The organism is Roseateles sp. DB2, assembly GCF_051857535.1.
In the GTDB taxonomy this organism is placed as follows: domain Bacteria; phylum Pseudomonadota; class Gammaproteobacteria; order Burkholderiales; family Burkholderiaceae_C; genus Roseateles_B.
The window spans coordinates 71,137-83,435 of the sequence record NZ_JBPZGY010000006.1 but is presented as its reverse complement, the minus strand read 5'-3'; the positions used below and the strand labels follow the sequence as shown (position 1 = coordinate 83,435).

Genomic DNA, 12,299 nt, shown 5'->3' with positions numbered 1-12,299 from the left:
GCCGGGTGGCCAGACTGCTGCCTGATGCTGTCTGCATGCTGCCTGCATGCTGTCTGAGGGGCCGGCGCAGCAGCGCGCCATCGAAATGCCGCCCTTCCCCGTCCACGCGCTTGCCGCGCATTGCTTCCTCCAGCGCTTCCTCCATGTTCAATCGCCGTTCCCTCCTCACCCAGAGCCTGCTGCTGGCCAGCGTCTGCAGCCTCAATCCCATCGTGAGCGCCATGGCTGCCGAGGCCAGAGCGCCGGAAGCGCCGGCCGTCGCCATGAGCGCCAAGCGCCCCATCGCCCACAGCGACTATGCGCAGTGGCGCAGCATCCAGGGTGCCGTGATTTCGCGCGACGGACGCTTCGCGGCCTATGCCCTGGTCGCCCAGGAAGGCGATGGCGAGCTGGTGGTGCGGCGCCTGGCGGATGGCCAGGAGTGGCGCGTGCCACGGGGTCTGCAGCCCCAGTTCAGCGCTGACGGCCGTTTCCTGGCCTTTGCACAAGCCCCCACGCGCGCCGCACAGGATCAGGCCAAGAAAGACAGGAAGAAGGGCGACGAAGCCCCCAAGCCGGGCGCCGGCTGGATGGAGCTGTCCAGCGGACGCTTCGAGACGATAGACCGCGTCAAGCGCTTCGCCTTCGCTGAGGACGGCGGCAGCCGCCTGGCGCTGTGGCTGGAACCCGTGCCCAAGCCTGACAAGAAAGCGCCTCCCGGCGGCAGCACGGCCGATGCGGACGCGGACCAGACGGCCCCCAGCGAAAACGGTTTCTTCGGTGCCAGCCATGCCAGCGCCGAAGCCGGGAAGAAGAAAGAGACAGGCAGCCCCCTGCTGCTGGTGAACCCGGCGGACGGCCAGCGCCAGCGCCAGCGCCTGGAGGACGTTAGCAGCTTCAGCTGGAGCCGCGACGGTCGCTGGCTGGCCTACGCAGTCAGCATGGCAGCGGCCAGGGAAGGCGCCCAGCCAGCCCTGGCCGCGCCCGCCCTTCGCGACGGCGTCCATCTGCTGTCCGGCGAGGGCGGAGAGCCCCGGCTCCTGCTGGGCGGCACCGGCATCTACAAGCAGCTGCAGTTCGATGAGTCGGGGCGGCGGCTGGCCTTCGTCAGCAATCGAGACCACCTCAGCCAGCAGCCCGGCGATGCGGGCGGGCAGGGACGCAAGGCGAGCACCGAAGGCCGGACCGGCAGCAAGGACGGGGGCAAGGCTCCCGCCACGCCCTTCAAGCTCTACCTCTGGCAGGAAGCCGGCGAGGCCGGCGCCATGGAGCTGCTGGCCGCCGGCAGCCCTGGCCTGCGCGAGGGCTTCTCCCCCAGTGAGCACGCCAGCCTGCGCTTCAGCAAGGACGGCCAGCGCCTCTTCCTGGGCACGGCACCCCTGCCCAGGGAGCCCGACAGTGAGGCGCCCGAGCCCATGAAGGTCGACCTCTGGCACTGGAAAGACCCCGAGCTGCAGTCCATGCAGAAGGTCCGCGCCGAAAAGGAGAGGCTGCGCAGCTACCGCGCCGTCATCCACCTGGGCCAGCCGGCCGCCTCGCGCTTCGTGCAGTTGGCCTCGCCCGAGCTGCCCGAGGTCGTCGTCAACGACAACGCCGAGTTCGCCCTGGGATTCAACGAGCTGCCGTATCGCGCCCTGCAGTCCTGGGACGCGCTCTACCGCGATGCCTACGCCGTGAGCCTGCGGGACGGCAGCACACGCCTGCTGGCCCGCCGCCTGCGCGGCATGCCTCTGCTCTCCCCCGGCGGGCGCTATGTGACGGCCTTCCTGCCCGAACGCAAGCAGTGGATGGCCTGGCGGACCGATGATGGCCGCGAGCGGGCGCTCACCGCTGCCATCAAGGGAGAGCATTTCGAGAACGTGGAGCGCGATGTGGTCGAGCCCGCAGACGCCTACGGCCAGGTCGGCTGGATGGCCGATGACCGCGCCGTGGTGCTGAACGCCCAGCACCACCTCTGGTCCGTGGACCCCGAGAGCCTGCAGGCCCGTCGACTGACCGGCGGCCTGGGCCAGGCCCGGGTCCAGCTGCGCCTGCAGCGGGTTGACGAGGACGGCAGCGACCGCGAGGAGCGCCACCACAAGCCCCTGCCACCGGGGCCCTGGGTCTTGCTGGGCACCGACGAGCAGGACAAGTCCACCGCCTTCTACCGCCTGGACCCCACAGCCGGCACCGCGCCGCAGCGCCTGCTGCACAAGCCGCAGCTGCTGGGCGGCCTGCTCAAGGCCCGCCATGCCGACGTCTGGTTGCACACGGCCCAGGACTTCCGCACCTTCCCCGATCTCTGGCTGAGCCAGGGCACGCTGGGCATCTCACAACGCCTCTCCAACGCCAACCCGCAGCAGGCCGGGCTGCGCTGGGGAACGCAGGAGATCATCGGCTACACCTCGGCCAAGGGCCGCAAGCTGCGCGCCCTGCTGGCCAAACCCGAGGACTTCGACCCGAAGAAGAAGTACCCGCTGATGGTCTACATCTACGAGAAGATGACGGACACCCTGCACCGCTACGTGCCGCCGGCGCCGGGGCAGAACATCAACCTGAGCCGCTACGTCAGCAAGGGCTATCTGGTGCTGCGGCCGGACATCGTCTACACCGTCGGCCATCCCGGGCAGAGCGCGATGGACACGGTGATTCCGGCCATCCAGCAGCTGGTCAAGCAGGGCTATGTGGACGAGAAGCGCATTGGCATCCAGGGCCACAGCTGGGGGGCCTACCAGATCAACTACCTGCTGACCCGCACGACGATGTTCCGCGCCGCCGAGGCCGGCGCCTCCATGGCCAATATGGTCAGCGGCTATGGCGGCATCCGCTGGGGCACGGGCAAGAGCCGGGCCTTCCAGTACGAGCAGCAGCAAAGCCGCATAGGCGCCACGCCCTGGCAGCGGCCTGATCTGTACGTCGAGAACTCGCCCATCTTCCGCATCGACCGCATCACCACGCCCTACCTCACCGTGCACAACGACGAAGACGATGCGGTGCCCTACTACCAGGCCATCGAGTTCTTCACCGCGCTGCGCCGCCTGGGCAAGGAGGCCTACTGGTTCAACTACAACGGCGAGAAGCACGGCCTGCGGGACCGCGACGCGCTCAAGCACTTCACAGTGCACATGGGCGAATTCTTCGATCACTACCTGCTGGGCGAGCCGCGTCCCGCCTGGATGGACCAGCCCGTGCCCTACCTGGAGCGCGGCAAGCGCGACGTGATGCCGCTGTTCAAGCCCGTCGGCGTACGGGCCGGCGAACGCGCGCCGGTGATCGAGGATCCGTCGACACCCCCGCAGCAGCCGCTTCAAACGCGTTGAGAGGTGCTCTGAATGGTGCCTTGAGTGCTGCGTCAGGCGATGGGCTCAGCGCCGGCCCCGGCGGCGGGAGGGTGGCTCAGTGGGCGGCCTTGTCGCCCGACCGGTCTGCCTGCGCAGAGGGGCCTGGCTGCTGGCGCGCCAGCGTCTCGAAGAAGCTCTCGCTCATGGTGCCGGCACTGAGCCGGTGCACCAAGGCCATCATGAAGCGGCGCTTGGCGGCGAGGGCCAGGTCTTGCTCGGACCAGGCCTTGACGCGGCCCGCGTAGCCCGGGGTCATCAGCCAGCCAAAGACTTCGGCCTTGTCCTCCTCGGGCCCGTACTGCGCGTAGCGGCTGACCAGGCCGGTCGCTGGATGGCCCAGGTTGTGGAACACGCCGCCGTAAGCCGTGGCACCGCCCTGTCCGTATTCCAGCCGCTCTGGGTTGAGCGCCAGCCAGGCGGGATCGCGGTAGTAGAAATCACCGAAGAGCCGCTCCTCGACCAGGTGATAGAGCTCGTGGTGCACGCGCAGTTCCATGCCGGCGGCACACAGGGGATTGGCGTTGTCGGCATAGACAACAGCCGAGCGCTCGGGCGCCGGCATGGCCAGGCGCATCTGGGTATCACCCACCACGAGATCCTTGGCCAGGCCCACCTCCTGCAGGCCGACACGCTGGAAGAAGCTGGGGTGGTAGCGCTCCAGCGCCGGCAGCACCACAGCCAGCAGACGACGCAGGCGCGTCAGGTCCGCAGCCTGTGGACCAAAGTGCTGGGCCTGCGCATGCGCCCAGGGCCCGTCCCAGTTCACCCGCAGACCCAAGGCCTTCAGGCGCTGTGCGGCATGGGCCTGCAGGGTCTCCAGGTCCGCGCCTGCCGGCAGGGCCAGTTCATAGCGGAACTCCGAGGGGCATTCCATGGCCAGACTGTCCGGCCCCTGGACCGGCCGGCCGGCGCCTCCCGGCTGCCCGGGCCCCAGCGCTGCGCACGCGCCCAGGGCCAGCACCGCGCCGGCCAGGCAGGCGCGGATTCCTATGCGCACACTGGCGCTCCCCGTTCGATGAAGCATGTCTGTGATCCTGTCTCGCGGCTCCGGTCAGCGCCGCATGGTAGCGGTCCGCGCGTGGGATGATGGCAGCGCGGCGCGCCTGCCGCACGCCCACCACGCCAGACCCACGCCATGCTTGCCACCATCGAACTCCAGACCCAGGCTGCCCCCGCCGCCAGCCTCATCGTCCTGCACGGCCTGGGCGCCAGCGGCGACGACTTCGTGCCCGTCTGCCAGGCCATGGACCTGCGCAGCGTCGGCGGCCTGCGCGTGATCCTGCCGCAGGCGCCCGAGCGGCCGGTGTCCATCAATGGCGGCTACCGCATGCCGGCCTGGTACGACATCGGCCTGGACGCCAGCGGCCAGCGGGTGGAGGACGAGCGCGGCCTGCGCGAGTCCCAGCGCCAGATCGAGGCCCTGATCACGCAGGAAGTCGAGCGCGGCATCCCGGCCTCGCGCATCGTGCTGATGGGCTTCTCGCAGGGGGCGGCCATGGCGCTGATGACCGGTCTGCGCCACGCCCAGCGGCTGGGGGGGCTTGTCGCACTCTCAGGCTACCTGCCGCTGGCCGGCACGACGCAGGACGAGCGACATGCCGCCAATGCCGACGTGCCCCTGTTCCTCGCCCATGGGGACGCTGACGAGGTCGTGCTCCCCGCCCGCGGCCTGGCCAGCAAGGCCGAGCTGGAGCGCCTGGGCTATGACCTGCAGTGGCACAGCTACCCCATGGCCCATGAGGTCTGCATGGAGGAGATCGCCGACGTGGCGGGCTTCATCCGCCAGTGCCTGGCCTGAAGCGTCGCCCCTCGCTTCAGAAGCTCAGGACGAAGCAGGCTCCGCCCTCCGCGCGGCGCTGCAGCCGCACGCTGCCGCCCATGCCATGCACCAGCTGGCGCACCACCGCCAGGCCGATGCCGCGAGCCCCACTGCCGGGTTCGCGCTCTCGGGTGCTGAAGAAGGGCAGAAAGATGTCCCGCTCCAGGCCGTGCGGCACGCCAGGGCCGTTGTCCCGCACCTCGATGCTCAGCCGCCCCCCGCGGCCCAGGCGCGCCAGCACCCAGGCCTGCGGCTGCGACAGTGCCTGCGTGGCCTGCTCGGCATTGCGCAGCAGGTTGAGCAGGACCTGCTCCAGCTGGCCCGCATCGGCCTGAAGCAGAAGGCCTGGCGAGGCCAGTTCGAAATGCAGGCTGCCCCCGCGCGCCTGCCAGCGCGCTGACTGCAGCACGGCCAGGCGGTCGAACAAGGCCTGCAGGGACACGGGCTCCAGACGGGGCGCCGGCCAATCGCTGATGTGCCGGTAGTCAGCCACGAAGCGGGACAGGGCCTCGGCTCGGCGCGCGATGGCCTCCAGCGCCACGGCCAGGTCGGCAGCGGACGCCCCAGCGCACCCCACCTCCTCGGCCTGCAGCTCCTGCGCACTGCGCGCCAGCGAGGCAATGGGGGTCAGCGAGTTCATGATCTCGTGCGTCAGCACCTGCACCAGTTGGCGCCAGGCGCGCAGAGTCTCGGCCTCCAGCGCGGACTCCAGCGGCAGCAGGGCCAGCAGCCAGCCCTGGCGGCCCTCGCGGAGCCAGGGTCGCGAGGCCAGCAGGCAGCGCTCCTCGCCTCGTTCAGCGTCCACGCGCAGCCAGCTGCGCTGGCGGCTGGCAGGCTCGGCCAGCGCGCGCAGTTGGGCCAGCAGGGCCGCCGCGTCGCGCGCGCCGCCGGGCGCCAGCCAGCGCCTCGCGGCGCCGTTCAGGGCCTCGGGCTGTTCACCCTCCTGGCACAGCCACAAGGCGACGGGCGCCTGGTCCAGCAGGGCCTCGCTGAGCGCGGCGGCGCGCTCGCGATGGCGCAGCACGGCCTCCGCCCCCTCGTCGGCTCGCCCCAGGCGGTCCGACTCGCGTGCCGCACGCCACAGAGGCAAGACCTGACCCCACATCAGGGCCAGCACCACCCCCAGGCCCAGCGCAGCCAGCACCTGAGCCCGCGAGCTCTCCGCCCTGCCCCAGCCCCAGGCGACCGCCACCGCCCCCATCAGCAGGGGCAGCAGCCGCCAGGTCGTGCGGCGCAGCAGGCGTTCAAAGTCCATGCTTGTCCAGACGACGGTACAGCGCCGCGCGCGACACGCCCAGGCGCCGCGCCGCCTCGCTGATATTGCCCTGGGCCTCGCGCAGGGCTTCGTCCAGGGCCGCACGCTCGCGTTCGGCCAGGGTCATCCCCGAAGCCGGCTGGGCAGCGCCCGCCAGCGCCTGCAGCTGGAAATCCTCCGGCTCGAACTGCGACCCAGGCGCCAGGATCACGGCGCGCTCGCAGGCCTGGCGCAGATCCCGCACATTGCCGGGCCAGTCGTGCGCCTGCAGGGCCTGCAGGGCTGCCGCAGCCAGCGGCCGGGGTGCGCGGCCGTGCTCGGCGGCATAGCGGGCCAGGAAGTGGGTGGCCAGCAGGGGGATGTCCGCGCGGCGCGCCCGCAGCGGGGGCACGCGCAGCACGATGGTGTTGAGGCGATACAGCAGGTCAGGGCGAAAGCGCTGGGGGTCGAAGAGCGCCGTCTCGTCCAGGTTGGTCGCACTGACGATGCGGGCCTGCAGCGGCAGGGGTGTATCGGCGCCCAGGGGGGTGAACTCGCGCCGCTCCAGCACGGCCAGCAGGCGGGCCTGCCCGGCCATGGAGAGGTTGCCAATCTCGTCCAGCAGCAGGGTGCCCCCGGCGGCCGCGAGGAAGCGGCCCGGGCGATCCTGTCGCGCATCGGTGTAGCTGCCGCGGCGATGGCCGAAGAGTTCGCTCTCCAGCAGCGTGTCAGGCAGAGAGCCGAGGTCCACCGCCAGCAGGGGCCCGCCAACACGCTTGGAGCGGACATGCAGCTCGCGCGCGACCAGCTCCTTGCCTGCCCCCATCTCGCCCAGCACCAGCACATGGGCGTCGGTCGGGGCCACGGCGGCAATGAGGCGGCGCAGCTCCTGCATGGGCGGCGACTGCCCCAGCAGAGCACTGGCCGGCTCCTCACCCATCGCATCGGCGGCCGGCTGGCGCAGGGCCAGGGCGGCGGCCACCGCGGCCAGCAGGCGCGGGTGGTCCCAGGGCTTGGTGATGAAGTCCAGCGCGCCGGCTTTGAGCGCCTGCACCGCCAGCTCCACGCCCGCATGGGCCGTCATCACGATCACCTGAGGGGCGCCGGCTCGTTGCCGCAGCTGCTGCAGGAGGGTCAGGCCTTGCGCGCCGTCGCGGTGGCCGGGCAGGAAGTTCATGTCCAGCAGCAGCAGGTCCGGCCGCCACTGCGCCAGCACCGCCGGCAGCTCGGCCGGCCGCTGAAGGCAGCGCACCTCGCCAAAGCGGCGCTGCAGCAGCAGGCGCGCAGCCACGCCGACGTCGGGGTCGTCATCAAGCACGAGCAGGCGGGCCGGGTCCTTCAGCATGGGCGCGACCATACCAGCCCTGCCACCAGCCCGGCCAGCACCTGTCCGAATCCGGACAGCGCCTCGCGCGCCGTGTGCTGAGGCCGGACAGATCCCGGCGCCCGCCCCTGGCTGGAATGGGGACTCTGCCCCTGGCATGCGCCTTGCAATGACCGAGGCATGAGTGCCCACCAGCCCCTCCCACTGCATGCTTTGTCCGGCGCCGGCATGGACCGCGTCCTGCCGGCCAGCCGCTGGCCGCGCTGGCGCCGTGCCGCCTGGCTGCTGCTGCCCGCCGTCGCGATCCTGGCCTGGGCCCTGGCACCGGAAGGCTTGCGCGTCCCGGCCGAGACCCTGCAGCTGGCGGCCGTGCAGCAAGGTCCCTTCCGCGACGACCTCGCCTTGCGCGCTCAGCTACGGCCGCAGCACCAGCTGATGATCGATGCCACCGAGGGCGGGCGCGTGGAGGCCGTGCTCGTCAAGGACGGCCAGGCCCTGCGCGCGGGGCAGGCCCTGGTGCAGCTGTCCAATCCACAGCGGGAGCAGGAGGTGCTGGCACGCACGGCCGAGGTGGCGCAGCAACTGGCCAATCTCTCGACCCTGCGCGCCGCGCAGGCCGGCGCGCAGGCGCAGTGGCGGCGCGAGCTGGCCCAGCGGCGCCATGAGCTGGCCCTGGCTGGCGAAGAGGCCGAGCGCCTGCAGGCGCTGGCGGCGCAGGGTTTCGTCTCGCCCCTGGCCGAGCGCACCGCACGCCGCCAGGCCGAGTTGCAACGCCAGCTGCTGCTGCAGGCCGAGCAGGACAGCCAGGCCGAGCTGCAAGTGCGGGCCCAGACCGTCAGCGAGATGGAGCGCGCAGTCCAGGGGCTCTCGGCCGGGCTGACCCTGGTCCGCCAGGCCGCCGAGCGCCTGACAGTGCGCGCGCCGGCCGACGGCCAGCTCAGCGGGTTCAGCCTGCAGCCCGGCAGCGTGATACGCCCCGGCGAGCGCCTCGGCCGCATCGACGACCTGCGCAGCTGGCTGCTCAGCGCCGAGGTCGACGAGTTCTACGACGCCCGCATCCAGCCCGGCCTCGGCGCGCAGTTGCTGCAGGGAGGCAAGACCTGGCCCCTGGTGCTGCGGGAGCGCCAGGCCACCGTGCAGCAAGGCCGGTTCAAGGTGGAGTTCGCCTTTGTCGGCGATGCGCCCGAGGGCCTGCGGCCAGGCCAGAGCTTCGAGATCGGCGTGCGCCTGGGCGCCCCCGCCGCCGCTCTCTGGCTGCCCACCGGGGCCTACCTGGCCGATGGCGGCGGCGCGAGCGTCTACGTACTGGACCCCGACGGCCGCCATGCCCGCCGCCGCCCCGTGCAGCTGGGCCGGCGCGGCAGCGCGCAGGTAGAGGTGCTGGGTGGGCTGCGGGCCGGCGAGCAGGTGCTGGTAGGCCCGACCGCCGCCTACGAAGGCCATGCCGTGCTGCGCCTGTCCGGGGTGCCGGCTGTCGCCGCCTCGCAGCCCTTACATTGATCCACGGAGACCGCGATGATCCATTTGAAATCCCTCAGCAAACGCCACCGCAACGGCGACATCGAAACCACGGCGCTGGACCAGGTCGACCTGCAGATCGAAGCCGGCGAGCACCTGGCCATCACCGGCCCCTCGGGCTGCGGCAAGACCACGTTGCTGTCCCTGCTGGGCCTGCTGGACCGGCCCAGCAGCGGCGAGTACTGGTTCGAAGGGCGCGAACTTTCGCGCTGCTCGGAGCGCGAGCTGGCTGGCCTGCGCCGCGGCCAGATCGGTTTCGTCTTCCAGAGCTTCAACCTGATCGACGAGCTCAGCGTCGAGGAGAACGTAGGCCTGGCCCTGGACCACGCCGGCCTGCCGCGACGCGAGCAGCGCCAGCGCGTGGCCGCGGCCCTGGACAGGCTGGGCCTGGCGCACCGCGCCGGGCACCGGCCTTCGCAGCTCTCCGGCGGCCAGCAGCAGCGGGTGGCCATCGCCCGCGCCATCGTGCGCCGCCCCAGCCTGCTGCTGGCGGACGAGCCCACCGGCAACCTGGACAGCGCCCAGGGCCAGGAGGTCATGCGCCTGCTGCGGGAGCTCAACGAGGAGGGCACCACGCTCGTGATGGTGACGCACGCCACCACCCACGCGGCCCTGGCCCCGCGCAGCGTGCGCCTGCTGGACGGCCGCGTATTGGTCGACGCCCTGGCGGCCTGAGGAGTTGCGCATGCCCTTCCCCGACCTCCGCGTCGCGCGGCGCCAGATGGCCGCCGCCCCGCTGCATACCCTGGCCAGCCTGGGCGGCCTGGCCCTGGCCCTGGCGGCCTGCCTGCTGCTGTCCACCCTGATCGCCGAGCGCCTGCTGCCGGACCAGCAGTTGCAGGACCCCGATCGCATCGTCCTGATCGACTTCAAGGGCAATATGCCCGGCCGCCAGGAAGACTGGTTCCTGCGCACGCCTTTTGCCTTCTACGACGCCTTGCAGCAGGCCCACGCGCCGCTGACCGACCTGGGGCGCTACATCGAGGCCCGCCGCCGCCTGCGGCTCAGCGAGCGCGGCCCGCTGGACGAGGGCCGGGAGATGCTGGCGGCGGCCATGGATCCCGCCCTGGCCCGCCTTTTCGCGCTGCGCTCACTGCAAGGCGATGCGGTGGAGGCCCTGTCAAGGCCGGACCGGATTGTCGTCACGGAGTCCTTTGCCCGCCGCAGCTTCGGTCGCATCGAGGTGCTGGATCAGCCGGTGAGCCTCGGCCAGAGTACGCTCACCATCGGCGCGGTGGTGGCCACGCCCTCCCCGCGGCACCCGGTGCAGGCCGAGCTGATGGTCAGCTTCGACAGCCCTGCCGCAGGCCTGGGCCAGGAGCTCAAGACCGCCTGGTTCTTCATGAGCGGCCAGGTCTGGGGACGGCTCGCGCCGGGCGCCAGCACCGCCCAGTTGGGGGCCTTGGCGCAATCCGTGCTGGACCACAGCCCGGTGATCGCCCAGCTGCCCCCGGACTGGGTGGCCGGCGGGCGCAAGGCAGCCTTCATGCGCGCCCTGCCGCTGAGCGAGCGAGCCTTCGAGGGCCGCGTCGGCCAAACCCAAAAGCAGGTGCTGACAGCCCTGCTCGGTGCCGCGCTGCTGCTGTGCGTGCTGGCCCTGGTCAATGCCATCAACCTGGGCGGCGTGCGCATGCTGCAGCGCCAGCGCGAGATCGCCATCCGCAAGAGCCTGGGTGCCAGCCCGGCTTCGCTGCTGGGTCTGAGTCTGGCCGAGGCCGGCCTGCAATCCTTGCTGGCCGGCGGCCTGGGCCTGCTACTGGCCTGGCTGCTGGCACCCTGGATGGCCGATGTGCTGGCGCTGCCCATGCCAGACATCGCCTCCTGGCCCAGCCTGTTGCTGGCCGCCGGCCTGATGCTTCTGAGCACTCTGGTGATCGCCGCCTATCCCGTCTGGCTGGCCTGGCAGCTGCGCAGCGCCGAAGCCCTGCAGGGTCGCCTGGCCGGGGAGGGCCGCTCGGGCGCCTGGCTGCGCCGGCTGTTCGGCGGCCTGCAGTTCGGCAGCGCCCTGCTGGTCCTGTCCATGGCCCTCACCGTCTGGGGCCAGAATCGCCACGTGCTGCAGCGCGAGCTGGGCTACCAGCCGCGAGGTTTGCACGCCCTGACCCTGCCCAGCGGGACGACGCGCCTGCAGTTGGACGCCCTGCGGCATTCGCTGGCCCAACTGCCCGGCGTCCAGGGAAGCGCCTGGACAGCCTGGATCCTGGGCTCCGGGCGCGAGGTGCAGGAGGCGATGCTGGAGCACCCGCCGCACCAGGCCACGATACGCATACAGGCTGTCGATGCCGAGTTCTTCTCGCTCTACCAGGTCCGGCTGCGGGCCGGCCGCATCGAGCCCCCGTCGAGCGCCGAGCAGCGCCTGGTGATCGACACCCTGGCGACGCAGGCCTTGGGCTGGGCGGATCCGCGGGATGCCATCGGGCAGCGGCTACAGGAGCAGACGCGCGGCCTGGACCAGGCGCAGCAGCACAGCCGCATCGTGGCGGTGGTCGAGCACCTGGCGCTGGAGACCACCCGCGAGCCGCGCCTGCCGCAGGGCTTTCGCCTGCAGGCGCCGCCAGAGAGCGCCAGCGAGCGCGGGGCCGGCGTGCTCAACATCCGCAGCGCCACGCCACTGGACGAGGCCACGCTGCGGGCCGTCTGGGCCCGGCATTTCCCGCAGCAGGCCCTGCCGCTGGAGAACCTGGCCGATACCCTCATGGAACCCTACACCCAGGACCTGCGCCTGGGCAGTCTGGTGGCCTTGTGCGCCATGCTGGCCCTGGTCATAGCGGCCTTCGGCATCTACGCCCTGTCAGCCCACCTGGTGCAGCGCCATGCGCGCGAGATCGTGCTGCGCAAGCTGCATGGCGCCAGCACCTGGCAGGCCCTGCGTCGGCTGAGCCGGGAGCTGGCCCTGTTGCTGCTGGCCGGCACGCTGCTGGGCCTGCCCCTGTCCTGGACGCTGGGGCAGCGCTACCTGGGCGACTTTGCCGACCGCGCGACCCTGGGCGCATGGCCGCAGCTGCTCGCGCTGGCGGGCCTGCTGGCGGTGGTGGCGCTGGCCAGCCTGCGCCACGGCCTGCAAGCCATGGCCCTGAAGCCCATCGCCGCCTTGCGCGGCTGAAG

8 protein-coding genes are annotated in these 12,299 nt (G+C 71.6%); 5 read left to right on the top strand and 3 right to left on the bottom strand.

All coding sequences use genetic code 11. The features are described 5' to 3' along the window. Window positions 1-143: 143 nt before the first annotated feature. Window positions 144-3,278, top strand: coding sequence for a prolyl oligopeptidase family serine peptidase (locus ACS5PK_RS11735; RefSeq protein ID WP_439440424.1), 3,135 nt, complete (start codon window positions 144-146; stop codon window positions 3,276-3,278). Window positions 3,279-3,354: 76 nt separating this feature from the next. Here ACS5PK_RS11735 and ACS5PK_RS11730 read toward each other — a convergent pair whose 3' ends face one another. Next, window positions 3,355-4,323 carry a hypothetical protein gene (locus tag ACS5PK_RS11730; RefSeq protein ID WP_439440423.1) on the bottom strand — a complete coding sequence of 323 codons (969 nt, stop codon included), beginning with the start codon at window positions 4,321-4,323 and terminating at the stop codon, window positions 3,355-3,357. Window positions 4,324-4,434: 111 nt separating this feature from the next. Here ACS5PK_RS11730 and ACS5PK_RS11725 point away from each other — a divergent pair, with 111 nt between their 5' ends. Further along, the gene (locus tag ACS5PK_RS11725; protein ID WP_439440422.1) at window positions 4,435-5,097 is read left to right on the top strand and encodes an alpha/beta hydrolase; all 663 of its coding nucleotides are present in this window, start codon (window positions 4,435-4,437) and stop codon (window positions 5,095-5,097) included. Window positions 5,098-5,113: 16 nt separating this feature from the next. Here the strand turns inward: ACS5PK_RS11725 and ACS5PK_RS11720 are convergent, their stop codons facing one another. After that, on the bottom strand, window positions 5,114-6,373 hold the full coding sequence (locus ACS5PK_RS11720; protein ID WP_439440421.1) for a sensor histidine kinase: 1,260 nt from the start codon (window positions 6,371-6,373) through the stop codon (window positions 5,114-5,116). Then, on the bottom strand, window positions 6,363-7,697 hold the full coding sequence (locus tag ACS5PK_RS11715) for a sigma-54-dependent transcriptional regulator (RefSeq protein ID WP_439440420.1): 1,335 nt from the start codon (window positions 7,695-7,697) through the stop codon (window positions 6,363-6,365). The genes ACS5PK_RS11720 and ACS5PK_RS11715 overlap by 11 nt, the downstream gene beginning before the upstream one ends. Before the next feature lie 159 nt (window positions 7,698-7,856). Between ACS5PK_RS11715 and ACS5PK_RS11710 the strand changes: the two genes are divergently transcribed. The 3 genes from ACS5PK_RS11710 to ACS5PK_RS11700 are packed head-to-tail and all read left to right on the top strand — an operon-like array spanning window position 7,857 to window position 12,297. Then, on the top strand, window positions 7,857-9,176 hold the full coding sequence (locus ACS5PK_RS11710; protein WP_439440419.1) for an efflux RND transporter periplasmic adaptor subunit: 1,320 nt from the start codon (window positions 7,857-7,859) through the stop codon (window positions 9,174-9,176). A 15-nt stretch (window positions 9,177-9,191) separates the two neighbouring features. Beyond that, the gene (locus tag ACS5PK_RS11705) at window positions 9,192-9,869 is read left to right on the top strand and encodes an ABC transporter ATP-binding protein (protein ID WP_439440418.1); all 678 of its coding nucleotides are present in this window, start codon (window positions 9,192-9,194) and stop codon (window positions 9,867-9,869) included. Between the two features lie 10 nt (window positions 9,870-9,879). Continuing rightward, window positions 9,880-12,297: an FtsX-like permease family protein gene (locus ACS5PK_RS11700; RefSeq protein WP_439440417.1), complete on the top strand. Its 2,418-nt coding sequence runs from the start codon at window positions 9,880-9,882 to the stop codon at window positions 12,295-12,297. The last annotated feature ends 2 nt before the right edge of the window (window positions 12,298-12,299 follow it).